Origin of the sequence: Nocardioides candidus, assembly GCF_041321175.1 — a bacterium.
Taxonomy (GTDB): Bacteria; Actinomycetota; Actinomycetes; order Propionibacteriales; family Nocardioidaceae; genus Nocardioides.
This window is the reverse complement of the sequence record NZ_JBGGWC010000007.1, coordinates 1-22,645: the sequence shown is the minus strand read 5'-3', so window position 1 is coordinate 22,645 and position 22,645 is coordinate 1. Positions and strand designations below refer to the sequence as shown.

The following is a 22,645-nucleotide window of genomic DNA, read 5'->3' as shown; positions in this document are numbered from 1 at the left end:
GCTCAGACGGTCTTCTCCGCGGCGGCCACCCGACGCAGCCACGACGTCCGCGAACGGCTGCCCCGGTGGGCGGCGATCGCCTTGCGCGTCTGCTGCTTGCGGTAGTCCATCTCGGCTTCGATGAAGTAGGGGTTCATGGTGTGCTCCTCGGTGGTGTTCTTGACGACACCCCAGAGGTTCGTCGCCTGAGGTAGGGGCACACATCGGGCAACTGCCTTATCCCGTGTGAGGTGGGCGACGCCGGAGCGTGCCGGGCTACCTCAGACGAGGCCTCCGGAGCAGTGCCGCCTACCTCAGATGGGATAGTGCCCCGTGGAGTTCTCCGAGGTCGTACGGCGGCGCCGGATGGTGCGCAGCTACACCGACGAGCCCGTGGACCCGACCGTGGTCGAACGGGCGCTGGACCACGCGACGAGGGCTCCCAACGCGGGCTTCTCGCAGGGCTGGGCGTTCGTCGTGCTCGACACCCCCGACGACGTGCACCGGTTCTGGGCGGCGTCGACCGACAGCGTCGAGCAGCCCGACCGCTGGCTCGCCGGGATGATGCGCGCGCCGGTCGTCGTGGTGCCGTGCAGCGTGAAGTCCGCGTACCTCGACCGCTACGCCGAGGCCGACAAGGGCTGGACCGACCGGGCCGAGCGGCGCTGGCCGATGCCCTTCTGGGACCTCGACACCGCGATGGCCTCGCTGCTGATCCTCCAGACCGTGACCGACGCCGGGCTCGGGGCCTGCTTCTTCGGGATCGTCCCCGACCGCGAGCAGTCCGTCCGGGCGGCGCTCGGGCTTCCAGAGACCGGCGACCCCCACCCGATCGGCGCGATCACCATCGGGCACCCGGCCCCGCGCGCGACGGGTGCGAGCGGATCGGCGAGCCGGCGTCGTCGTACTCCGTGGAGCGAGGTGGCGCACCGGGGGCGCTACGGCGCAGGGTGGTCGTGATGCGCCCGAGCCCCGTCATCACCCACCTCACCCACGAGGACCTCGACGCCCGCAACCCCGTCCTGCCGCGCGTGGCCCGGATGCTGCGGCCCTACCGTCGCCAGATCGTGCTCGTGCTCGTCGCCGTGGTGACCTCTGCGGCACTCACGTCGGTGGTGCCGTTCCTGGTGCGCGCGGTCTTCGACGACGCGCTCTTCCCGATCGACGGGGGCGCCCCGGACCTCGGGCTGCTGGGCTGGCTGGTGGCCGGCATGTGCGTCATCCCGGTCGTGACGGCGTTCATCGGGATCGGGCAGAACTACCTGACCTCCACGGTCGGCAACTCGGCCATGGCCGACCTGCGCGGCGACCTCTTCGAGCACCTGCAGAAGATGGAGCTCGCGTTCTTCACCGCGACGAAGACCGGGGCGATCCAGAGCCGGCTGGCCAACGACGTGGCCGGGGTGCGGACGGTGCTCACCGACACCGCGACCACCATCGTGCAGAACTCCGTCACGGTCACCGCCGCTCTCGTCTCGATGGTGCTGCTCTCCTGGCAGCTGACGATCCTCACGCTGATCCTGATGCCGCTCTTCATCTGGCTGCAGCTGCGCGTCGGGCGGCGTCGGCAGCGGCTCGCGCGCCGCACCCAGGAGTCGCTCTCGGAGATGACCGCGATCACCGAGGAGGCGCTCAGCGTCTCGGGGATCCTGCTCGCGAAGGTCTTCAACCGCTCGGCCCAGGAGGTCGAGCGCTACCGCGAGGCCAATCGGCGGCAGACCCGGCTCCAGGTCGAGCAGGCGATGGCGGGCCGCACCTTCTTCGCGGTGGTGCAGACGTTCTTCGCCATCACCCCGGCGCTCATCTACCTCGTCGCCGGCTGGATCATCACCGGCCGGTCCGTCATCAGCGCCGACGCCCTCACCGCCGGCACGCTCGTCGCCTTCACCACCCTGCAGGGCCGCCTGCAGATGCCGCTGCTCCAGCTGATGCGGGTGACGCTCGACGTCCAGACCTCGCTGGCGCTGTTCCGCCGGATCTTCGAGTACCTCGACCTCGAGCCCGCGATCACCGAACGACCCGGCGCCGTCGCGCTCGACCACGCCACGCTGGAGGGTCGCGTGGAGCTGCGGGGGGTCTGGTTCCGCTACCCGGAGCCGCGCGCGCTGTCCGGCACCGCCCACCGCGACCGGTTCGGCGACACCGGCGTGCGGATCGGGTCCGACGAGCGGGTCGAGCGCTCCGGCTGGGCCCTGGAGGACGTCTCGATGGTCGTCGAGCCGGGCCGGCTCGCGGCGATCGTCGGCCCCTCCGGATCAGGCAAGACGACCGCGACCTACCTGGTGCCCCGCTTCTACGACGTGACCGAGGGCGCGGTGCTCATCGACGGGCACGACGTGCGCGACCTGACGCTCTCCTCGCTCGCCGACGCCGTCGGGATGGTCACCCAGGAGCCCTACCTCTTCCACGGCACGATCCGCGACAACATCGCCTACGCCTGCCCCGGCGCGACCGCCGAGCAGATCGAGCAGGCCGCCCGTGACGCCAACATCCACGACCGGATCATCAGCTTCCCCGAGGGCTACGAGACCATCACCGGCGAGCGCGGCTACCGCCTCTCCGGCGGGGAGAAGCAGCGGCTCGCGATCGCCCGGGTCCTGCTCAAGGATCCCGCGATCCTGATCCTCGACGAGGCCACCTCGGCGCTCGACACCGAGACCGAGCGGCTGGTGCAGGAGGCGCTGGAGCGCGCCACCAGGTCGCGCACGACGATCGCCATCGCGCACCGGCTCTCGACGATCCAGTCCGCCGACGTCATCTTCGGGCTCGCCGACGGCCGCATCGTCGAGCAGGGCACCCACGAGGAGCTGCTCGAGGACCCCGACGGCCTCTACGCGCGCCTCTACGTCGAGCAGTTCTCCCGCCCGGGCGCACCCCGGGCGACGCCCGACGACCGCCGGGCCGACGTCCCGATCTGACGCGCTAAGCCCGCGGAAAGCCAGGGGTAAGCCCGCCCCACGACGTTGGGTTGCGAGCCGCGATGGCGAGGTCGCCGGACAGCGGCCCGCTCGACGCCTACGCTCCGACCCAGAGGGGGAGAACTTCCATGGACCGCACCCACCGCCGGATCGTCGGCGCCGTCACGGCGCTCGTCGTCACCGCCGGCGTCCCGTCCGCACTCGCCGGAGGTACGGCGGCAGCCGACCCGCCCGGTCCGCCCTGCTCGCTGACGGGCATGACGACGTACGCCTGGGACGGCGGGGGCGACGGCTCCTCCTGGTCGGACCCGGACAACTGGAGCGGCGACGTCGCCCCCGGTGCGGGCGACCAGGACGACGCCTACGTCTGCATCGGCGGCAGCGCCACGGTCGAGATGCACGAGGGGGACGTCGCGCTCGTCCAGGCCGTCGACGTCGACACCGCCGCGCAGCTGCTGATCGACCCGGGCGCAGGGCTCTTCGTCTACGCCGACCCGGCGACCCGGCCGTCGACCGTGCGCGGCTACCTCCAGGTCGGAGGCGCGATCGGCGGTCCCGGGCGGATCGACCTGACCGGTCTCTTCGGCACCCCGGCGTCGAGCAGCGACACCGTGCTGGATCCGACCCCCGCCCTCGCGGGCGACCCGTGCGAGCTCTTCGACGGCCTGCCGCCCGCCGCCTGTGCGAGCGGAGGCGCGATGGTCGACTCCTTCGCCATGAACGGCTACGGCGGCCTGCGCCTGGTCGGCGGCTACGACCTCGTCGTGGACGGGGCCCTGGTGCCGGCCGACGCGGGGATCGGCATGTCGCCCGGCAGCCGCTTGGAGATCAGGCCCGGCCACCAGGTCAACATCCACGGCAGCGGGGACTTCTTCCCGATCGGCACCGGTGGGCCTCGTCCGGTCGTCGTCAACGAGGGAATCATCCGCAAGTACCGCGGCGGCGGGCTCGCCACCGACCGCGGCGTCACCGTGATCAGCACCGCCTACGAGGGCGACGGCGAGGTCTGGGTCGAGGACGAGGACGAGGTGGTCATCGCCGACGGCTCGCGCCGCGCGGCCGAGGTCACCGCCGGGAGCAGCCTCGGGTCGGGCCCGTGCCGCCGCGTCGCCGACGACTGCCGCTTCACGACGTTGCGCCAGCGCGGCAAGCGCCAGTCCGCCGTGCTCCAGGCGCCGCTCTCCCAGTCCCCGTCGCAGCGGGCCCTCGTGCAGGTCCGGCCGCGCCCCGGCCTGAGGCGGCCGGGCGACCTCGGCATCCCCTACCTCGTGCACGCCGACCAGCTGCAGGCGACCGCGTCGACGCCCGCCCTGATCGAGCTGAGGTACGACGGCCGGCTCCTCCACGGCCGCACCTGGGCCGACGTCCAGGTCTTCCGCCAGCCGCACGCCGGCGCCGCGTGGCGGCGGATCCGCGCCTGCCGGGCCGACGGGACACCCCGCAGCGGGGCGCACGCGTGCGTCGACCGGCGCGGACTGACCGACAGCAGCCGGCAGGTGCCGGGCAGCGGCGGCGACGCCGTGCTGGTCGTGCGGACCACCGTCACGAGCCGCTGGGTCGGTCGGTAAGCCGGCGTTAAGCCGGCGGTAGGCGCCGGTCGGGAATCTCCTCCCAACAGCCCGGAACGGGCCCCGAACAAGGAGAACCCCGATGAACAAGCTCACCCTCCGCCGTACGCTCACCGCCACCGCCCTCGCAGTGGCAGCGATCGCCGGCACCGCCACCGCCCCCGCCTTCGCGGACGGCCACCACGCCGATCACCAGGACGCCGGCAAGCGCGACATCACCGTCGACACCCGCGGCGCCGAGAGCGTCTCGGGCCGCGCCGCGGTCGACGCGCTCGCCGACCAGCTCGACCAGGTCGCCGCCCGCAACGGCTGGTCGCCGACCAAGCTGCAGAAGACCCTGCTGCACGACCCGACCCTGCAGGTCACCGACAAGGGCTCCCTGGTCTACGCCGACGAGCCGCTGAAGACCGGCCAGACGCCGATCACCGACAACATCACCACCCCGGTCTACCCGACCTCCGACACCTTCGCGCTGCACTCCCGGTCGAGCTCGCCCTACAAGCTCTACCTCGACTTCACCGGCAACACCACGTCGGGCACGCAGTGGAACACCTCCTACAACGGCGGGCGCGCGATCGTGTCCGCGCCGTTCGACCTCGACGGCAACCCCGGCTCCTTCTCGACCCGCGAGCACGCGATCATCCAGGCGGTCTGGCTGCAGGTCCGCGAGGACTACGCGCCCTTCCACATCGACGTCACCACCCAGGACCCCGGTCTCGACGGGTTGCGGCGCACCTCGTCCAGCGACACGTCGTACGGCGTCCGCATGGTCATCAGCCCCACCGCCTCGTGGTACCCCAACGCCGGCGGCGTCGCCTACGTCAACTCCTTCGGCCAGGTGAGCTCGGGCACCGAGACGACGGCGTTCGTCTTCACCAACCAGTCCGGCGCCGCGAAGTTCGTCGGCGAGGCGAGCAGCCACGAGGCCGGCCACACCCTCGGCCTGAGCCACGACGGCAGCGCGACCGAGACCTACTACCCCGGGTCGGGCAACTGGGCGCCGATCATGGGCGTCAGCTACTACAAGGCAGTCACGCAGTGGAGCGCCGGCACCTACGCGGGCGCCAACAACCACGAGAACGACGTCGCGATCATCGCGTCCAAGGTGCTCTACGCCGCCGACGACTACACGAACTCGACGAGCTCGACCGGCACCCTGCCGGCAGGCACCACCCGCTACGGGATCATCAACTCCGGCGACGTCGACCTCTTCCGGTTCAGCCTCGGCGGCACCCGCAAGCTGCAGATCCAGACCTGGGGCAACACCGGGCCGGTCGACTCCGACCTCAACATGCGGATCACGCTGCGCAACGCCAACCTGAACGTGATCGGGACCTGGTCGCCCACCGGTGACCTCCGGGCCAACACCGGTGCGATCACGCTGCCGGCCGGCACCTACTACGTGCAGGTCGACGGTCCCGGCGAGGGCGTCTACTCGAGCTACGGCTCGATGGGGTTCTACGGGATCCGGCTCGACTGGGCCTGATCCTGATCCGCTAGGCCCCGACCGGGCTGGTGGCCGACAGCACGTCGGCCACCAGCCCTTCCGTCGTCTCGGCCGACGCGAGGCCGCCCAGCGTCCAGGCCCGGTTGGCCGCGGCGTCGCCGACCGCGGCGCGCGCGGCGGCGAGGGCGGCCGCAAGGTCCTGCTCCACGGGCTCGCCGCCTCCACCGGGTGCGGGCGAGACCGCCTCGGCGGCTGCGAACAGGCGGATCGCGTCGTCGGGCCGGCTCGTTGCCATCGCGATCGCGCCGGCCACACGGAAGCACTGGGCACGCGCCAGCCGCTGGCGGGTCCGGTCGGCGAGCACGAGCGCCTCGCGCAGCATCGTCGCCGCTGCGCCGAGGTCGCCGCGACCGACCAGGGCCCGGGCCCCGGTGATCCGCGCGTCGCGCGCCTCGGGCACCCGGGAGGTGCCCGCCATGGCCTGGGCCTCCGTGGCGTAGGCCGCGGCGGTGTCGACGTCGGCCTCGTCGAGCGCGATCTCGGCTAGGGTGTTGAGGGTGTCCGCGACGCGGGTGATGTCACCGTGCCGCCGTACGACGGCGAGGCGCTCCTGGTGCAGCGCGGCCTCCCGGTCGAAGTGGCCCTGCACGCCCTGGGCGATCGCCGACATGGCCAGGGCCACCGCCACCTGCGGGTAGAGGTCGTGGTCGCGCGCGAGCCCGAGCGCCGCGGCCGCCTGCCGCTCCGCCTCCGCGAACTCACCCGTGATCGCCAGCGCACCGGCGAGGTAGCAGGAGGCCGCCGCCCGCAGGCGTACGTCGTCGGGAGCGCCCAGTGCCAGGGCCCGCTCGCACGCGGCGCGGGCCTCGTCCCACTCGGTGAGGTGGTAGGCGAGCTGGCCGGCGACCAGCCACGCCGCGGCCGAGTCGGGCGCCAGCGCGCAGACCCGGGCCGCGAGCGCCACGCCGGTCGACAACCGGCCGGAGGCGACCCAGAGCTCCGCGGCCCCGTGGACCAGCCGCACCGCCGCCTGCGCGTCGCCGGCGTCGAGCGCACGGCCCACGGCCGCCTCGACGTCGGCGGCCTCGTCGGCGAACCGGCCCAGCGCGAGCAGGCCGTCCACCCCGTCGACCTCGCGCGACCACACCTCGACCTGGTCGGCCAGGTGCGCGGCGAGCCGCTGCCGGCGGTCGTCGAGGTCGGGGTGCGCGGCGAGCCGCCGGTGCGCGAAGGCGCGGACCGTGCCGAGCATGGCGAACCGCACCTCCACGCGGCTCTCGACCGCGGTCACCAGACGTGCGTCGCTGATCGCGGCCACCATGTCGATCACCTGGGGGACATCGGGACAGACCGCCTCGAGGGCGTCGAGGGTGAAGCCGCCCTCGAAGAGCGCGAGGCGGTCGCACATCAGTCGGGTGTCGTCGTCGAGCCGCTCGTAGCTCCACGCGATCGTCTGCTCCAGCGCCCGGTGCCGCTCGGGCACGTCGGCCGCGGTCGTGGTCAGGACCGCGAGGCTCTCGGGGAGCGCGGCGAGGAGGCGCTCGACGCCGAGGAGCTTGACCCGTGCGGCGGCCAGCTCGAGGGCGAGCGGCAGCCCGTCGAGCACCCGGCACAGCCGCGCGACCGCGCGCTCGTTGCCGGCGAGCCGGAAGGAGCGTCCCGCCGCGCGGGCGGCTGCCGACGCCCGGTCGGCGAACATCGCCACGGCCGCTGCGGCGACGATGTCCTCCACCGACGCGTCCTCGGTGGGCACCGCGAGGGGCGGCACCGGCAGCTCCTCCTCGGCGAGCAGGCCGAGCGCGAGCCGCGTCGTCACGAGCACCGTGAGGGCGGTCCGCTCGATGAGCGCCGCCACCGCCTCGGGCGCGGTGGGCATCGACTCGAGGTTGTCGAGGACGACGACGTCGTCGCGGTCGGCGAGCGCGTCCAGCGGGTCGCGGGTGCCGCCCTCGGCCAGCGCCTCGGCGATGTCGGCGTGCAGCCGCTCGGGCGTGGTCGCCTCGGTGATGGGCAGGAAGACGACCGGCCGGCCGGCGCCGGCGAGCTCGTGGGCCACGACCGTGGCGAGCCGCGACTTGCCGCTGCCACCCATGCCGGTGAGGCTCACCAGCCGGGCCACGCCGAGCCGCTCGACGACCTCGGCCACGAGGTCGTCGCGGCCGAAGGTGCGGGTGGTCAGCCGCGGTGGTCGGGCGGCCACGCGCGGCGTCGGGTCGGCGGGTGGGGACACGGCGGCGGTCGCGGACGTCGCGGCCGTCGCGGCCGTCTCGCCGACCGGCGCAGCCAGCGACGGGGCCTGCTGCAGGATCGCGAGCTCGAGCTGCCGCAGTGCCTGTCCGGGGTCGATGCCGAGCTCCTCCGCCAGCTGCTCGCGCGCCCGGCCGTAGGCCTGCAGCGCGTCGGCCTGGCGGTCGCTGCGGTAGAGCGCGGTCATCAGGTGGCCCCAGAGCACCTCGCGGGTCGGGTGCAGCCGCACCAGCTCCTCGAGGCCGGCCACCACCTCCGCGTGACGGCCGAGGCGCAGCGCCACGTCGGTGCGCTGCTCGACCGCCAGCAGCCGGAGCTCCTCGAGGCGCGCCGCCTCGCTCTCGACGAACGGCAGGTCCAGCAGGTCGGACAGGAACGGCCCGCGCCACAGCGCGAGCGCCTCGTCGTAGGCGGCCAGCGCCGCGGCCGGGTCGGCCTCGCGGTGCGAGCGAGCGGTCGCCGTACGCTCCTCGAAGCGGCCGACGTCGGTGTCGCCGACGTCGATCCTCAGCCGGTAGCCGGGGGCTCGCGACTCCAGCACGCCGTCCTCTCCGGCGGCGGCCAGCGCCTTGCGCAGCTTGGAGACGAAGACCTGGAGCGTCGGCAGCGGGTTGGCCGGCGGGCGCTCCCCCCAGATGGCGTCGACGAGCCTGTCGGTCGAGACCACGTCGGGCGCCGCGAGCGCGGCGACGGCGACCACGGCGCGCTGCCGTGGTCCCCCCAGGGCGACGGGTCCACCCCGGGACTCGACCTCGAACGGGCCGAGCAGCCGGATGTCCACGCCGTCAACCTAGGCGGCAACGACCCGGGGTGTCCGGATTTCGCGGGGGCTCAGGCCTTGCGGGCGAAGGTCAGGTGGGTGACGCCGCTCGGCGTGGAGACGGTCTCGACGTCGTACGCCTCGTCGAACGCCTCCAGCCCGTCCCACAGCCGCACTCCCCGGCCGAGCACGATCGGCACCTGCACGACGTGCAGCAGGTCGACCAGGCCGGCGGCGACGAAGTCGCGTACGACGGTCGGCCCGCCGCCGATGCGGACGTCGGCGCCCGCGGCGGCCTCGCGCGCGACGGCGAGCGCCTCCTCCGGCGTGGTGTCGAGGAAGTGGAAGGTCGTGCCGCCCTCCATCTCGATCGAGGGGCGCGGGCGGTGGGTGAGCACGTACGTCGGCGTGTGGAACGGCGGGTTCGGGCCCCACCAGCCCTTCCAGTCCGCGTCGTCCTGCCATCCCGGCGGACCGAACTTGTTGGCGCCCATGATCTCCGCGCCGATGCCGGGCTCCCAGCGCTGCGTGAACGCGTCGTCGGCGCCGCGGCCGCCGCCCTCCTGGCCCATCATCTCGCGGCCGAACCGGGTGTCGAACATCCAGGTGTTGAGGCGGTGGCCGGCGTGGCCGAACGGGTTCTCCAGCGACTGGCCCTCGCCGGTGCCGAAGCCGTCGAGGGAGATCGAGAAGTTGTGGACGCGGACGAGGGACATGGCGCTCCTTCGGGTGGGGTCTTCACACGGGCAGACCCGGTGACGGCGGCGGACTCATCGCTGGTGCCGGTTGTCTATCGTGGTGTCGAGGAGAGCATCATGGCCGAGGCGGAGCAGCGACCCGATCCGGCCCGCGCACGAGACCGCCGCGCGGCCGAGAAGGCAGCCGCGCGTGCGCGGATGCAGCAGCAGCACACGTGGGTCGACCTGCAGGTGCAGCAGGCGATCGAGCGCGGCGACTTCGACAACCTCCCCGGCGCCGGGAAGCCGATCGAGGGGCTCGGCGAGACCCACGACCCGGACTGGTGGGTCAAGAAGCTCGTCGAGCGCGAGCAGATCGCCGTGCTGCCGCCCTCGCTCCAGCTGCGCAAGGAGGACGGCGAGCTCGACGCCCGGCTCGACAAGCTCGCGACCGAGGCCGAGGTGCGCGCCGCGGTCGAGGACTTCAACGCACGGGTGATCCACGCCCGCTACTCCACCCCGCAGGGACCGCCGCTGGTCACGATGCCGCGCGACGTCGATGCCACGGTTGCCGCGTGGGCCGAGCGCCGCGCCGCCCGTCGCAGGGCTAGCGCCGCTGCATCTCCCACGCCGCCCGGATCGCGGCGCAGATGGCGGTGGCGTCGCCGCTGAGCAGCGCCTGCACCTTGAGGTGCTTCTCGTAGCGGGGAGGCACGCCGAAGGTGTCCGGGTGCTCGGCGACCAGCCGGTCGCGGTCGGCGAGCGCCGCCCTGACGACCAGCTCGCCCGGGTCGACCAGACGCGCGACGAGCCGGTCGTCGACGTACCAGGCCGGGCGCGCCTCGGTGCCCTTGCGCTTGCACCCCGGCAGCGACCGCGCGAACGCGTCGACGTCGTCCGGGGTCATGGGCCGAGCGTACGGCGGCGGATCTGCGCTGGGGAGTGTTGCTGGGACGACGAAACTGTCGCTGGGACGCTGCAATTGCGTCGTCCCAGCGACAGTTTCACCGTCCGGACGGTGAAACTGTCGCACCCCAACCCGCCCGTCTCGGCGAGACCTGCGTCATACCGGCCGACGGTGACCCGCCGGTAAGTTGTCCAGACGTGAGCCACAAGAGTGCCAAGGACTTCTTCCGCCCCCTCGCCGTCGGTGCGCCCGAGCCGCTGCGCGAGATCCCCGCCCGGCCCAGCCGCGCGATCCACTTCTTCGACCCCGGCAACGAGAAGATGGCCGCGAAGGTGCCCGACATGGTCGGCTCGGTCGACGTGCTGCTCGGCAACCTCGAGGACGCGGTCAAGGCCGAGAACAAGGAGACCGCGCGCGCCGGGCTGGTGAAGATCGGCCAGTCCGTGGACTTCGGTCCCACGCAGTTCTGGACGCGGATCAACTCCCTCGACAGCCCGTGGGTGCTCGACGACCTCACCACGCTCGTGCCGGCGATCGGCGACAAGCTCGACGTGATCATGGTCCCGAAGGTGCAGGGCGCCGAGGACATCCACTACGTCGACCGGCTGCTCGCCCAGCTCGAGGCGAAGGCCGGCATCACCAAGCCGCTGCAGGTGCACGCGATCCTCGAGACGGCCCGCGGCGTGGCCAACATCGAGGAGATCTGCGCGGCCTCGCCGCGGATGCAGGGTCTCTCGCTGGGTCCTGCGGACCTCGCGGCCGACCGGCGGATGAAGACCACCCGCGTCGGCGGCGGCCACCCGGGCTACCTGGTGCGCCAGGACCCCGAGCGCGGCGAGGACGGCGTCCCGCTCTACGAGGGCCAGCGGACGACGTACCAGCAGGACCTGTGGCACTACACGATCGCGCGCATGGTCGACGCCTGCGCGACGCACGGGATCTTCCCCTACTACGGGCCCTTCGGCGACATCAAGGACACGGTCGCCTGCGAGGACCAGTTCCGCAACGCGTTCCTGCTCGGCTGCGTCGGCGCGTGGTCGCTGCACCCGGTGCAGATCAAGATCGCCAACAAGGTCTTCAGCCCCAGCGTCGAGGACGTCAAGCACGCCCGCCGCGTCATCGCCGCGATGGGCGACGGCACCGGCGCGGTGATGCTCGACGGCAAGATGGAGGACGACGCCTCCGTCAAGCAGTGCAAGGTGATGGTGGCCCTCGCCGAGGAGCTGGCCGCGATCGACCCGGAGCTCAAGGAGCAGTACGACGCGATCGAGGTGGACGCCTGATGAGCACCTTCACCCCACTGCGGTCGGTCCTCTACATGCCCAGCTCCAACGAGCGGGCGCTGGAGAAGGCGAAGACCATCGCCGCCGACGCGATCATCTTCGACCTCGAGGACGCGGTCGCCCCCGACGCGAAGCCCGCGGCCCGCGAGGCCGCGGCCGCGGCTGTGCGGTCCGGTGACTACGGCCGACGCCACCTGGTCATCCGGGTCAACGGCATCGGCACCGAGTGGCACGACGAGGACATCCGCGTCGCCGCGCAGGCCGGTCCCGACGTCGTGCTCGTGCCGAAGGTCAACTCCGCCGAGGAGGTCCAGCAGCTCGTCGCCGCGCTCGAGGCCGCCGGCGCGCCCGAGAAGACCACGTTGTGGGCGATGGTCGAGACCCCGATCGGCATGCTCAACGCGCTGCCGATCGCGCAGGCCTCCGACCGCCTCACCGGCTTCGTGATGGGCACCAACGACCTGGTCAAGGAGCTCTACGCCGAGCACGTCCCCGGCCGTCAGCCCGTGATCACGGGCCTCGGCCTCGCGCTGCTCGCGGCGCGCGCCGCCGGCATCGTGATCATCGACGGCGTCTACAACGACGTGAAGAACCTCGAGGGGTTCCTCGCCGAGGTCGAGCAGGGCCGCCAGATGGGCTTCGACGGCAAGACCCTGATCCACCCCGGCCAGGTCGAGGGCGCCAACGAGGGCTTCGCCCCCTCGGAGCAGGCCATCGAGGACGCCCGCGGGCTGATCCAGGCCTGGGAGGACGGCAAGGGGTCCGGCGTCGTCACCTACAACGGCCGGATGGTCGAGAACCTCCACGTCGAGTCCGCCGAGCGCACCCTCTCCATCGCCGAGGCGATCGCCGCCCTCCAGTCCTGATCGCGCCACCCCGCCGTCTACGGTTGCGCGGGTGAGCGACCTCCTCCTCCGGCGCACGCGGCCGGTGCCGCTCGACGGCGCGGCGACCGACCCGGTCGACCCGGTCGACGTCCTGGTGCGCGATGGCGTGGTCGTCGAGGTCGCGCCACGGGTGGAGCGGCCTCCTGGCTTCGAGGAGTACGACGGCGACGGCCGTTGGCTCCTCCCCGGACTGTGGGACACCCATGTCCACCTCGGGCAGTGGTCGCGCCTGGCCGACCGGGTCGACACCAGCGCGGCGCGGTCGGCCGAGGAGACGGTCGCGCTCGTGGCCGAGCGGCTCGCGGCCCGTCCCGGCCAACCGGTGATCGGCTGGGGCCACCGGCCCGCTGCGTGGCCGCGCCCCGGCACGGTCGCCGAGCTCGACGACGTCGCGGGCGTCATCCCGGTGATCCTCGTGGCCGGCGACGGCCACCACGCCTGGCTGAACAGCTCGGCCCAGGCGGCGCTCGAGCTGCCTCTGCGCGACGACGTCGTGCGCGAGGACGAGTGGTTCGCGGCCTACGACCGGCTCGGCACGCTCGTCGAGGTCGACGAGGCCGCGCTCTACCGTGCGGCGCTCGAGCGGGCGGCCACGCTCGGCGTCGTCGGCGTTCTCGACCTGGAGTTCGGCGACGACCCCGACAGCTGGCGGGAGCGCTGGCAGGCCGGCGCCGACCTGCTCCGGGTGCGCACCGGCGTCTACGCCGAGCGGCTCGACGCGACGATCGCGGCAGGCCTGCGGACCGGCGACCCCCTGCTGCCCGGCGAGGACCGGCTGACGATGGGCCCACTGAAGATCATCAGCGACGGGTCGCTCAACACCGGCACCGCCTGGTGCCACCACCCCTACGCCACCGACCCCGGCCACGAGCATCCGTCGGGTGCGCCGAACCTCGACCTCGAGGAGCTGGTGACCCTCCAGGCGCGCGCCCACGCGCACGGCCTGGAGGTGGCGACCCACGCGATCGGCGACGCCGCGGTCGGGGCCGCGCTGACGGCGTACGAACGCAGCGGCGCGCGGGGCTCGATCGAGCACGTCCAGCTCGTGGCGCCCGACGACGTCAGACGGATGGCCGCCCTCGGCCTGCGCGCGAGCATGCAGCCGCACCACCTGGTCGACGACCGCGACCTCAGCGAGCAGGTGTGGCCGGACCGGACCGATCGGTGCTTCGCCTTCCGCTGGCTGCTCGACGCCGGCGTGACGATCACGCTCGGCTCCGACGCACCGGTGTCCCCGCTCGACCCGTGGCTCGCGATCGATGCCGCCGTCCGTCGCACCGGGGACGACCGCGCGCCCTGGCACGCCGAGCAGGCCCTGACCCGCCGCGAGGCGCTCGCTGCCTCGGTCGACGGTCGACGCGTGGCGCCCGGCTCACCCGGCGACCTCGTCCTTCTCGACGACGACCCGCTCGTCACCGCGCGCCCCGGGGTGGCACGCACCGTCGTGGCGGGACGGTCCGTCCACGCAGCCGACTAGCAGCGGCGCTCGACCTCGACGCCGATGCAGGTGTCGACGCCGCCTTGTCCGTCCGCGCGGTCCCAGCCCGCCCCGCCGTCGATCCGATCGGCGTGCTGCGTGCCGGCGATGCGGTCGTTGCCACCGCGGCCGTCCGCGACGAGGCGCGCGGAGTGCGGGTCGAGTGCGACCTCGGCGTCCAGGGTGTCGCGCCCCTCGGTGCCCGACCACGTCAGCGCCGGGAGGTAGGACTGCAGGCTGTCGGCACCGGAGAACCGGATGGCCAGGTCGTAGGCAGGGACCTGCGCGGTGCCGGCGGCGAGGTCGATCACGGTGCGCGGGTAGACCCGCGTCCCGTCGACGACGTAGGCGGCGAGGACCGAGACCTCGTCGTCCCCGCGCCCGGCATCGACGACCTGGGTGTCGTCGGCGAGCACGAGGACGGCGTCGAGCCGGTCGTCGCCCGGACCGGCCCACAGCCGGGTCCCCGCGTCGGAGAAGCTGTAGATGTCGTCGTCGCCGCCACGCCCGTGGACCTGGTCGCGGCCGTCCTCGACGTAGAGCAGGTCGGCACCCGCGCCGCCGTCGAGCACGTCGTCGGCAGGAGCGGTGCCCGCCCGCGGGTAGGTGCCGGAGTCCCTGAGCTCGTCGTCCCCGGCGCCCCCGCGCAGCTCGTCTGCGCCGTCCCAGCCGTAGAGCTCGTCCTCCCCGTCGTCGCCGATCAGGGTGTCGTCGTAGCGGGAGCCGAAGACCGCGTAGTGGTCGCCGATCACGACGTCGTCGCCGTCGCCCGTGACGGTGTCGGCACCGACGTCGGCCACGATCGGGCCCGGGGCGTCGGAGAAGTCGAGCAGGTCCCACCGGCTGTCGTGGGAGTGTCCGTCGTAGCCGGGCACCAGCACGTCGTCGCCCGCGCCGCCGACCAGCTGGTCGCGGTAGTAGACGGTCTCGTCACCGCGCGAGACCCGGGAGAGGCCGCCCCGGAGCTCGTCGGCGCCGTCGCCGCCGACCAGCTTGTCGGCTCCCCGTCCGCCGCAGAGGACGTCGTCGCCACCGCCACCCCGGAGGACGTCGTCGCCACCGAGCCCGACGATCACGTCGTCGCCCTCGGTGCCCGTCAGCCGGTCCGTGCGCGCCGTGCCGACGATCGTTGCGGCCCGGCCGCCGCACGTGACGTCCCCACCCGCGTTCGCGCTGGGGGTCGAGGTGTCGGCGACGACGAGCGCGCCGACCGCCAGGACGAGGGGGCACAACCGCACAGCCAGCCGACGCATGAGCGACCTCCCGATGTTGCCGCGGGGTGGAGGGCCGATCGTCCCACAGGCACCCGACCGATCAGGACGGTTCCGGGTCGACGCCCAACGCGATCGTCAGCGCGAGCACGGTGTCGGGGTCCTCGAGCCGCTCGCCGTAGAGCTCCCTCAGCTGCGTCATGCGGTAGCGCACGGTCTGCGGGTGGACGAACAGCGCGGTGGCCACCTCGTCGCGACGGCCCTGGTGGAGCAGCCAGGCACGGAGCGTCTCGGCGAGCTTGGCAGCGCTCGCCGGGCGCAGGTCGGCCAGCGGTGCGAGCACGAGCGTGCGGAGGTCGGCGAGCGCCTCGGGGTCGGCGGTGAGCACCAGCTCGGGCAGGTGCGCCTCGGTGTCGATCTCGAGGCCGCGCTCCTGGGCCCTCCGGACCCGGTCGTACGACGACCGCACGCTCAACCACGGACGCGCAGGTCCGACCAGGCAGTTGCGCCCCTCGAGGGCGCGCAGCAGGGCGGCGCGGCGCCGCCCGTGCGCGTCGGGCACGAGCAGCAGCACCGCAGCGTCGAGCTCGGGCAGGTCGGCGGCCTGGAGCGTGCCCTGGTGGACCAGTTGCAGCACCGAGCCGACCTGCGACTCCGGCACGATCACGGCCGTCAGCGACGCCGGCGGGGACCACTCGGCCCGCTCCGCGGCCGCGACGATCGTCTTCTCCGGGGCGTCGGTCAGCAGGTGGCGCGCGATCCGGTCGAGGAGCCGCTGGCGCACCCGGCCGGCGGTGGCCGACTCGTCACCGTGCCCGGAGACGCTGGCCGCCGAGAGCTCGTCGATGTAGAAGAAGACCGCCTGGGCGAAGGAGCCGAGCATGGTCGCGTCGACCTCGTTCTCGACGGCGAGCGCGGACAGGTGCTGCCACGCGACCCGGGCGCCGATGCGGTAGGCCGAGAGCAGCGCCTCGGAGCTGCGGCCGCTGCGCGCCTCACCGCGCCCGAGCTGGTAGGCGCCCTCGATCGCGGCGGCCGGGGTCCGCGGGGCCGCGCCGCCGCGACCTTCCGAGACCAGGGAGAGGAACCCACCGAGCGCGACCCGCACCGCGGAGCGGATCGTCTCCCCCATCGGCCCGCTGAACGCGTCGGTGTAGCTGGGCACCTCGTCGATGATCGCGGCGACGACGTCGTCGGCCACGCGGGGCAGGTTCGCCCGGATGCTGACGGCCACCTCGGGCGGCAGCACCAGGGCGGTCGGGGACGAACGCCGCGCCATCGGCACTCCTTTGTTCGCTACGCACAAAAAGGGGCATCAGATTCACCGCTGACTGTCATGACCTTACCGCCACAATCAGGAAGTCTGGTGGTGTGAGTTCGGCAAGCGTCTCCACCCCGTTCCTCGTCCGGAGTGCCCGGCCGCGCCGGCTGCGCGACCGCGTCCGCGCCGTCGCCGACGCCGCGCTGACCCCGCTGACCGTCGACGACGTGCTCGACCACGTGGCACCGCTGCGGTCCGGCCCCGAGCTGCGCGGCCGCATCGTCGCCGTCGAGGCCGAGACCGCCGACGCCGCGACCATCGTGATCAAGCCCGGCCGCGACTGGCAGGGGCACCAGCCGGGGCAGTACCTCCAGATCGGCGTCGACGTCGACGGCGTACGCCTCTGGCGCTGCTACTCCCTCACCCACGGCCCGCGGCCCGACGGCAACATCAGCATCACCGTGAAGGCGATCCCCGACGGCGTCGTCTCCCACCACCTCGTGCACGACGTGCGCCCCGGCCAGCTGGTGCACCTCCAGCAGGCCGCCGGCGACTTCGTGCTGCCGCTGCCGATGCCGGAGCGGATCCTCATGGTCACCGCGGGCTCGGGCATCACGCCGGTCATCGGCATGCTGCGCAACCTCTTCTCCAAGGCCACCCCGCCGGCCACCGACATCACCCTGCTGCACGTCAACCAGACCGAGCCCGACTCGATCTTCAAGGACGAGCTGCGGGCCCTCGCGGCCGCCGGCCACCTCCGCCTCGTCGAGCACTTCGACGACCGCGACGGGATCCTCGACCTCGACCGCCTCGAGACGCTCGTGCCCGACGTGTCCGACCGGTCGGCGTACGCCTGCGGGCCGAGCGGCCTGCTCGACGCCCTCGAGCAGTGGTACGACGAGCGCGGCCTATCGCTCGACACCGAGCGGTTCCGCACGGCGCTGCTCGCCGACGCCGGCAAGGGCGGCACCGTCGCGTTCGCCGACGGCACCGTGCTCGAGGCCGACGGCGCCACCCCGATCCTCGACGCCGCCGAAGCGGCTGGCGTCCTCATGCCCAGCGGCTGCCGGATGGGCATCTGCATGGGCTGCGTGCTGCCGATGAAGGAGGGCGCCGTGCGCGACCTCCGCAACGGCGACATCACCGTCGTCGTCCCGGGCGAGGCCCCCGGCGGCGTGAAGATCCAGACCTGCATCAGCGCCGCTGCCGGCGACTGCCACCTCGACCACTGAACCTAGGAGTCCCCATGACTGCTGTCACCAAGAAGGCCGAGAACCCGATCGCCCACCTGTCCCCCGAGGACATCGAGGAGCTCGGCAACAAGCTCGACGCGATCCGCCAGGACATCCTCGAGAGCCGCGGCGAGGCCGACGCCGCCTACATCCGCCGGATGATCAAGACCCAGCGCTACCTCGAGCTCGGCAGCCGTGCCGTCCTGCTCGGCAGCGTCTTCCCGCCGGCGTTCGTCGCGGGCACGATCGGCCTGTCGATCTCGAAGATCCTCGACAACATGGAGATCGGCCACAACATCCTCCACGGCCAGTGGGACTGGATGCGCGACCCGAAGATCCACTCGTCGGTCTGGGAGTGGGACAACGCGACGCCGTCGGAGGCGTGGAAGCACTCGCACAACCAGATCCACCACACCTACACGAACATCCTCGGCAAGGACAACGACCTCGGCTACGGCATCATGCGGGTCGACGAGGGCCAGCGCTGGGCGCCCGGCCACCTCGGCCAGCCGCTGTGGAACTTCATCAACGCCTGCTTCTTCGAGTACGGCATCGCGGCCTACGACCTCGACCTCGGCCGGCACCTGAAGCTCCCGAAGGAGAAGCGTCCCGAGTCCTTCGAGAAGGGACTCGCGGCCACGCTGCGCAAGATCCGCAAGCAGGCCACCAAGGACTACGTCGTCCACCCGCTGCTCTCGCTGCCGACCGGCTCGTTCGCCTCGACGCTGGCGGCGAACTTCATCGCCAACGTCGTCCGCAACCTGTGGTCGCACTCCGTCATCATGTGCGGCCACTTCCCCGAGGGCGTCGAGACCTTCGAGAAGGCCGCGATCGCCGACGACGAGACCCGCGGTGAGTGGTACCTGCGCCAGATGCTCGGCTCCGCCAACATCTCCGGCTCCAAGGCCATGCACGTCATGACCGGCAACCTGAGCCACCAGATCGAGCACCACCTCTTCCCCGACCTGCCGAGCAACCGCTACGCCGAGGTCGCCCCGAAGGTGCGGGCGCTCTTCGACGAGTACGGCCTCACCTACTGCAGCCGCCCGCTCGTGCCGCAGGTCTACTCCGCGTGGCACAAGGTCGTGCGCCTGTCGCTGCCCAACGGGTGGCTCGAGACGACCAACGCCAAGAACCTGCCGCAGCAGCTCGGCGTGCTCTGGAAGATCGTGCGCGCCGACAAGCGCAAGCGCCGCGTGATGCTGCGCCTGCTCGAGCGGCACGCCAACAACCAGAGCAAGGACCTCGTCGCCGCGGCGTGACCTAGGGTTTCGCCCATGGCGACCCTGCTCCGAGCGTTGCCCCTCCTGGCGCTGCTGCTCGCAGCGGGCTGCGACGACGCCGGCACGTCCTCCTCGGGCGACGGCGACGGTGGCGGGTCGTTGCAGGACGAGGCGGTGATCCACCGCGACGCGAGCGTGGCCTGGTCGGCCGACACCGACCCGGAGGTCGATGCCACCGACGCGGTGGTCGCGGGCCGTTGGGTCCTGGTCGCCACCGAGGCGGCCGGCGACGGCACGGCGTCGGTGATCGGCTTCGACCGCAGCGGCACCCAGTGGTGGGAGCGGGAGACCGGCACCGGCGCGACGTACCTCACCCTCCTCGACGACGGCCTGGTCCGGGCCTGCGGCGACGGGGACGTCCTCGATCCGACGACCGGCGACATCCTCCGTGAAGGTGCCGCCTGCTCCCACGCGGAGAGCGACGACGTCTACGACGTCGACGAGGACGAGCTGGTCGTGTACGACGACGTGGAGCACTCCCAGGAGAAGTTTCGGATCTCGCTGCGCGACCCCGACGCGGTGGCGTGGGCGGTCGACGGCGGCGTGGTGACCTACAGCCCGTCGGCGCACGAGGTCCGGATGTACCGCTGACCTTCGCGGCGTAAGTTACCAACGGGTAGTATCGGCGCATGAGCAACGTGACCTGCAGCATCGAGGCCGGAGTCGCCCACGTGCGGCTGGACCGCGCCGACAAGCTCAACGCGCTGACCCTGCCGATCCTCCAGGACCTGGCGTCGACCGCGCACGGCCTGCGCAAGGACAAGGACCTCCGCGCGGTCATCGTGTCCGGCGAGGGCGACGCCTTCTGCGCGGGCCTCGACTTCGCCAGCGTGATGAAGAACCCCACCGGCATCGCGAAGGCCTTCGTGCCGCTGCCGTGGCGCGGCACGAACCTCTTCCAGGAGGCCTGCTGGGCCTGGCGCCGCGTGCCGGTGCCGGTCATCGCCGCCGTCCACGGTCACTGCCTCGGCGGCGGCCTCCAGATCGCGCTCGCCGCCGACTTCCGCATCGCCACTCCTGACTCCCGCTGGTCGGTCCTCGAGGGCAAGTGGGGCCTGATCCCCGACATGTCCGGCATCGCCGCTCTCTCCGAGCTCGTGGGCATCGACCAGGCCAAGCTCCTCACCATGACCGCCGAGGTCTTCGACGGCACCCGCGCCCTCGAGCTCGGCCTCGTCACCAAGCTCGACAACGACCCCCTCGCCGGCGCCCAGCGCCTCGCCGCCGACCTCGCCGTGAAGTCGCCCGACGCCCTCGCCGCCGCCAAGCGCCTCTTCAACGACACCTGGCACTCCTCCCCCCGCCGCACGTTCGCCCGCGAACGCCTCGAGCAGGCCTTCCTCCTCGCCGCCCGCAACACCAAGGCGGCGCGCGAGGCGGCGTTCAAGAAGTCCGAGCCGGCGTACGGGCCGCGGGGGAGGTAGGGCTTCCGGCGGTGCCTCATCGGTCTTCCCGCAACACCGCGCGGGCCCCTCAGTGTTCGCTGCTGAAGAACCGCAGCAACAGCGGGCCGACGATCTGTGGGTCGACGACGTGATCCGGCCCCTCGAGGGTCTCCCGTCGAGCGTGGGGTAGGAGGTCTGCAAGCTCGTCGGCTGCGCGGTCGAAGAAGTCCGAGGGCAGGCCTGCCATGTAGGGGACCGTGATCGGCCCTCCGGTGGTGACCAGGACCGGTTGGGTGACCGTTGCCAGTCGATCGGCCGGCAGCTGGTAGTGGTTGAGGAAGAGGCTGTCGTGGACCAGCGTGGGCGCGAGGGCGACTGAATCCGCCCAGTGCGCCGACTGCTTGCCTGCCGCTTTCCTGGCCGCGATGTTGTCGTCGGAGGCGCCGGTCATGCGCATGAACAGCTCGAGGACCTCCTCGTCCCGCCCGGCGTCGAAAGCGCGTCGGGTGTCCGCGACGTACTCCTCGAATCGAGGGCGTATGTCGTCCCCGACCGCGTAGGGCACCTCCCACACGGCGATCGTGTCGATGGCAGACCCGGCCGCGGCGGCTTCCAGCGCCAGAGCGCCACCAGAGGACGCCCCGAACAGGTGTGCCGAGCCGCCCGCCTCCGCGATCAACGCATCCAGGTCCTCGATCTCCCTCTCCACGGCGTAGGGCTCGGTGAAGCCGCTCGCGCCGCGTCCCCGGCGGGCATAGTTGTAAACCGTGAAGTGCTCGGCGAGAGCAGGTACCAAGGGAGCGTTCTCGGCTCCGTCGTCCTGTGCGCCGCCTACCAGGACGACAGCCGGACCGCTCCCCTTCCGGTCGTAGGCGATGGTGGTGCCATCGTTCGATGTCACGCGAAAGGCCATCTCGTTCATCCCACGTCTCCGTTCGAGAGGTTCCCCGATGCTGCTCGCCCGACCGCGCGTGTGCGCAACGGCGGCTTTCGAGCTGTTCTCGAGGATGGTGCTCGTTCGGCCTTCCTTGCCACGTCCGGGACGGACTAGTCAAGTTTGGCTACTTGGCCAAGGTAAGCGAGCGACAACATCTAGTCAAGGTTGATTAGGGGACCGTTCGCCACGAACCCGGCTCACCGGCCATGGCGTAGGCGCCCTCAGCCAGTCGTTTGCTCAGGCTCTTCGCCCACTCCAGCTCGGTGCGTGCATGTCCCGCCCACAGCTCGGCCTGATCGCGGACGTGTTCGGGAACGTCAGGGTCCGGGTGCTCCCGCCACTTGGCCTGCTCCACGAGCTCCGCCTCCAGGCGCGCGACCCGCTCGTTGACGTGCGCAATGGCATCTGTCCTGCTCAGCATCGGCAACATGGCGATCGAGGCGTTGAGCATGGTGGGGTCATGGGTGCGCCGCAGACCGTCGCGGACCAGTTCGACGATCTCGTCACGTCCCCGAGCTGTCACGCGGTACAGAACGCGCTCCGGCCCGGCGTTGCCCGGCTCGGCGTGTTCGGTGAGGAGGCCATCGGCCGCCGCCTTCTTCAGCGCGTGATAGATCGAGCCGGGCTTGATCTTGGCCCACAACTCCGCACGCCAGCTCTGCAGCTCGGACCGCACTTGGTAGCCATGCGCGCCGCCCGAGAGGTGCACGCTACCGAGCACCAGGAGCCTCGTCGCCGACATGCGCCCACCTCCGCTCAATCTGCTCGAACCCGCTCCGCTTGCGCGCCCGCCAGGGTGGACTCAACTCCCACCCACACCAGGGTGCCCTCCTGGCGGCGAGGCCGGTGCGCGTCCATTCCATGCAGGGAGTTTCGCACCTTCACGAAGACCCACGGCGGGAGTCGACCCGCCGCGGAGGTCGCTCCGCTGACACCCTCGGCTTATCGCTTGCGGTGGAAGCGGATGGTGCCGTTGGGCAGGGTGTGGTGGGTGTAGGTGGGGTCGTGGATGAGGTGGTGGTGGTGGTTGCAGGCGGGGCGGGCGTCTTTGAGGTCGGTGTGGCCGCCTTGTGACCAGGGTTTGAGGTGGTGGGCTTCGCACTCTCGTGCTGGCACGGCGCAGCGTTCTTCGATGCAGGTGGGGTGGATGAGTGCCATGGCTCGGCGTTGGGCGGTGGTGAAGAGT

At 72.2% G+C, this 22,645-nt stretch carries 21 protein-coding genes; 12 read left to right on the top strand and 9 right to left on the bottom strand.

Annotated elements, in window-relative coordinates:
* Nucleotides 1–2: 2 nt before the first annotated feature.
* Nucleotides 3–137: a hypothetical protein gene (locus tag ACAX67_RS21470; protein ID WP_370705950.1), complete on the bottom strand. Its 135-nt coding sequence runs from the start codon at nucleotides 135–137 to the stop codon at nucleotides 3–5.
* A gap of 175 nt (nucleotides 138–312) precedes the next feature.
* On the opposite strand from ACAX67_RS21470, the gene ACAX67_RS21465 reads away from it, so the two are divergent.
* The 4 genes from ACAX67_RS21465 to ACAX67_RS21450 all read left to right on the top strand — a co-directional run bounded on the left by ACAX67_RS21465 (nucleotide 313) and on the right by ACAX67_RS21450 (nucleotide 5,951).
* Nucleotides 313–939: a nitroreductase family protein gene (locus tag ACAX67_RS21465; RefSeq protein ID WP_370705949.1), complete on the top strand. Its 627-nt coding sequence runs from the start codon at nucleotides 313–315 to the stop codon at nucleotides 937–939.
* Nucleotides 939–2,897, top strand: coding sequence for an ABC transporter ATP-binding protein (locus ACAX67_RS21460; protein WP_370705948.1), 1,959 nt, complete (start codon nucleotides 939–941; stop codon nucleotides 2,895–2,897). Before ACAX67_RS21465 ends, ACAX67_RS21460 begins: the two co-directional genes overlap by 1 nt.
* Nucleotides 2,898–3,025: 128 nt before the next feature.
* Nucleotides 3,026–4,465, top strand: a complete 1,440-nt coding sequence (locus tag ACAX67_RS21455; RefSeq protein ID WP_370705947.1) for a hypothetical protein — start codon at nucleotides 3,026–3,028, stop codon at nucleotides 4,463–4,465.
* An 82-nt stretch (nucleotides 4,466–4,547) separates the two neighbouring features.
* Entirely contained in the window at nucleotides 4,548–5,951 is a 1,404-nt protein-coding gene (locus ACAX67_RS21450) for a PPC domain-containing protein (protein ID WP_370705946.1), read from the top strand.
* 10 nt (nucleotides 5,952–5,961) lie between these two features.
* Here the strand turns inward: ACAX67_RS21450 and ACAX67_RS21445 are convergent, their stop codons facing one another.
* Together ACAX67_RS21445 and ACAX67_RS21440 are read right to left on the bottom strand one after the other, a co-directional pair.
* Entirely contained in the window at nucleotides 5,962–8,940 is a 2,979-nt protein-coding gene (locus ACAX67_RS21445) for an AfsR/SARP family transcriptional regulator (RefSeq protein ID WP_370705945.1), read from the bottom strand.
* A 50-nt stretch (nucleotides 8,941–8,990) separates the two neighbouring features.
* Nucleotides 8,991–9,635 (bottom strand): dihydrofolate reductase family protein, encoded by a 645-nt coding sequence (locus ACAX67_RS21440; protein WP_370705944.1) that lies wholly within the window; start codon nucleotides 9,633–9,635, stop codon nucleotides 8,991–8,993.
* Between the two features lie 99 nt (nucleotides 9,636–9,734).
* Between ACAX67_RS21440 and ACAX67_RS21435 the strand changes: the two genes are divergently transcribed.
* Nucleotides 9,735–10,268, top strand: coding sequence for a DnaJ family domain-containing protein (locus ACAX67_RS21435; RefSeq protein ID WP_370705943.1), 534 nt, complete (start codon nucleotides 9,735–9,737; stop codon nucleotides 10,266–10,268).
* Here ACAX67_RS21435 and ACAX67_RS21430 read toward each other — a convergent pair.
* Complete coding sequence (locus tag ACAX67_RS21430) at nucleotides 10,204–10,503, bottom strand: hypothetical protein (protein WP_370705942.1); 300 nt, start codon at nucleotides 10,501–10,503, stop codon at nucleotides 10,204–10,206. The genes ACAX67_RS21435 and ACAX67_RS21430 overlap by 65 nt on opposite strands.
* A gap of 197 nt (nucleotides 10,504–10,700) precedes the next feature.
* Here ACAX67_RS21430 and ACAX67_RS21425 point away from each other — a divergent pair, with 197 nt between their 5' ends.
* Genes ACAX67_RS21425 through ACAX67_RS21415 form a run of 3 tightly spaced genes read left to right on the top strand, consistent with a single transcriptional unit; the run spans nucleotide 10,701 to nucleotide 14,150 of the window.
* Nucleotides 10,701–11,786 (top strand): HpcH/HpaI aldolase/citrate lyase family protein, encoded by a 1,086-nt coding sequence (locus ACAX67_RS21425; protein WP_370705941.1) that lies wholly within the window; start codon nucleotides 10,701–10,703, stop codon nucleotides 11,784–11,786.
* Nucleotides 11,786–12,652: an HpcH/HpaI aldolase/citrate lyase family protein gene (locus ACAX67_RS21420; RefSeq protein WP_370705940.1), complete on the top strand. Its 867-nt coding sequence runs from the start codon at nucleotides 11,786–11,788 to the stop codon at nucleotides 12,650–12,652. The genes ACAX67_RS21425 and ACAX67_RS21420 overlap by 1 nt, the downstream gene beginning before the upstream one ends.
* Before the next feature lie 31 nt (nucleotides 12,653–12,683).
* Nucleotides 12,684–14,150 carry an amidohydrolase gene (locus ACAX67_RS21415; RefSeq protein WP_370705939.1) on the top strand — a complete coding sequence of 489 codons (1,467 nt, stop codon included), beginning with the start codon at nucleotides 12,684–12,686 and terminating at the stop codon, nucleotides 14,148–14,150.
* On the opposite strand, the gene ACAX67_RS21410 is transcribed toward ACAX67_RS21415, so the two are convergent.
* Both ACAX67_RS21410 and ACAX67_RS21405 read right to left on the bottom strand, forming a co-directional pair.
* Nucleotides 14,147–15,403 carry a calcium-binding protein gene (locus tag ACAX67_RS21410; protein WP_370705938.1) on the bottom strand — a complete coding sequence of 419 codons (1,257 nt, stop codon included), beginning with the start codon at nucleotides 15,401–15,403 and terminating at the stop codon, nucleotides 14,147–14,149. The two genes, ACAX67_RS21415 and ACAX67_RS21410, sit on opposite strands and share 4 nt — an antisense overlap.
* Before the next feature lie 61 nt (nucleotides 15,404–15,464).
* On the bottom strand, nucleotides 15,465–16,640 hold the full coding sequence (locus ACAX67_RS21405; protein ID WP_370705937.1) for a PucR family transcriptional regulator: 1,176 nt from the start codon (nucleotides 16,638–16,640) through the stop codon (nucleotides 15,465–15,467).
* Nucleotides 16,641–16,732: 92 nt separating this feature from the next.
* Here ACAX67_RS21405 and ACAX67_RS21400 point away from each other — a divergent pair, with 92 nt between their 5' ends.
* Genes ACAX67_RS21400 through ACAX67_RS21385 form a run of 4 tightly spaced genes read left to right on the top strand, consistent with a single transcriptional unit; the run spans nucleotide 16,733 to nucleotide 20,561 of the window.
* Complete coding sequence (locus tag ACAX67_RS21400) at nucleotides 16,733–17,854, top strand: ferredoxin reductase (protein ID WP_370705936.1); 1,122 nt, start codon at nucleotides 16,733–16,735, stop codon at nucleotides 17,852–17,854.
* Between the two features lie 14 nt (nucleotides 17,855–17,868).
* Entirely contained in the window at nucleotides 17,869–19,116 is a 1,248-nt protein-coding gene (locus ACAX67_RS21395; RefSeq protein WP_370705935.1) for a fatty acid desaturase family protein, read from the top strand.
* A gap of 15 nt (nucleotides 19,117–19,131) precedes the next feature.
* A complete protein-coding gene (locus ACAX67_RS21390) occupies nucleotides 19,132–19,728 on the top strand; it encodes a hypothetical protein (RefSeq protein WP_370705934.1) in 597 nt (198 codons plus the stop codon).
* 38 nt (nucleotides 19,729–19,766) lie between these two features.
* Nucleotides 19,767–20,561: a crotonase/enoyl-CoA hydratase family protein gene (locus tag ACAX67_RS21385; RefSeq protein WP_370705933.1), complete on the top strand. Its 795-nt coding sequence runs from the start codon at nucleotides 19,767–19,769 to the stop codon at nucleotides 20,559–20,561.
* Between the two features lie 49 nt (nucleotides 20,562–20,610).
* Here the strand turns inward: ACAX67_RS21385 and ACAX67_RS21380 are convergent, their stop codons facing one another.
* From ACAX67_RS21380 to ACAX67_RS21370, 3 genes are all read right to left on the bottom strand, one after another.
* Nucleotides 20,611–21,444, bottom strand: coding sequence for an alpha/beta fold hydrolase (locus tag ACAX67_RS21380; protein WP_370705932.1), 834 nt, complete (start codon nucleotides 21,442–21,444; stop codon nucleotides 20,611–20,613).
* Between the two features lie 184 nt (nucleotides 21,445–21,628).
* Nucleotides 21,629–22,201 (bottom strand): PadR family transcriptional regulator, encoded by a 573-nt coding sequence (locus ACAX67_RS21375; protein WP_370705931.1) that lies wholly within the window; start codon nucleotides 22,199–22,201, stop codon nucleotides 21,629–21,631.
* 200 nt (nucleotides 22,202–22,401) lie between these two features.
* The coding region (locus tag ACAX67_RS21370; RefSeq protein WP_370705930.1) for an HNH endonuclease signature motif containing protein at nucleotides 22,402–22,645 on the bottom strand (244 nt) is incomplete at its 5' end.

What these genes read in the sequence shown, in the direction of transcription:
- ACAX67_RS21470 (WP_370705950.1), bottom strand. Translation starts at nt 137, where the DNA reads ATGAACCCCTACTTCATCGAAGCCGAGATGGACTACCGCAAGCAGCAG.
- ACAX67_RS21460 (WP_370705948.1), top strand. Translation starts at nt 939, where the DNA reads ATGCGCCCGAGCCCCGTCATCACCCACCTCACCCACGAGGACCTCGAC.
- ACAX67_RS21455 (WP_370705947.1), top strand. Translation starts at nt 3,026, where the DNA reads ATGGACCGCACCCACCGCCGGATCGTCGGCGCCGTCACGGCGCTCGTC.
- ACAX67_RS21450 (WP_370705946.1), top strand. Translation starts at nt 4,548, where the DNA reads ATGAACAAGCTCACCCTCCGCCGTACGCTCACCGCCACCGCCCTCGCA.
- ACAX67_RS21440 (WP_370705944.1), bottom strand. Translation starts at nt 9,635, where the DNA reads ATGTCCCTCGTCCGCGTCCACAACTTCTCGATCTCCCTCGACGGCTTC.
- ACAX67_RS21435 (WP_370705943.1), top strand. Translation starts at nt 9,735, where the DNA reads ATGGCCGAGGCGGAGCAGCGACCCGATCCGGCCCGCGCACGAGACCGC.
- ACAX67_RS21430 (WP_370705942.1), bottom strand. Translation starts at nt 10,503, where the DNA reads ATGACCCCGGACGACGTCGACGCGTTCGCGCGGTCGCTGCCGGGGTGC.
- ACAX67_RS21420 (WP_370705940.1), top strand. Translation starts at nt 11,786, where the DNA reads ATGAGCACCTTCACCCCACTGCGGTCGGTCCTCTACATGCCCAGCTCC.
- ACAX67_RS21410 (WP_370705938.1), bottom strand. Translation starts at nt 15,403, where the DNA reads ATGCGTCGGCTGGCTGTGCGGTTGTGCCCCCTCGTCCTGGCGGTCGGC.
- ACAX67_RS21405 (WP_370705937.1), bottom strand. Translation starts at nt 16,640, where the DNA reads ATGGCGCGGCGTTCGTCCCCGACCGCCCTGGTGCTGCCGCCCGAGGTG.
- ACAX67_RS21395 (WP_370705935.1), top strand. Translation starts at nt 17,869, where the DNA reads ATGACTGCTGTCACCAAGAAGGCCGAGAACCCGATCGCCCACCTGTCC.
- ACAX67_RS21390 (WP_370705934.1), top strand. Translation starts at nt 19,132, where the DNA reads ATGGCGACCCTGCTCCGAGCGTTGCCCCTCCTGGCGCTGCTGCTCGCA.
- ACAX67_RS21385 (WP_370705933.1), top strand. Translation starts at nt 19,767, where the DNA reads ATGAGCAACGTGACCTGCAGCATCGAGGCCGGAGTCGCCCACGTGCGG.
- ACAX67_RS21380 (WP_370705932.1), bottom strand. Translation starts at nt 21,444, where the DNA reads ATGAACGAGATGGCCTTTCGCGTGACATCGAACGATGGCACCACCATC.
- ACAX67_RS21375 (WP_370705931.1), bottom strand. Translation starts at nt 22,201, where the DNA reads ATGTCGGCGACGAGGCTCCTGGTGCTCGGTAGCGTGCACCTCTCGGGC.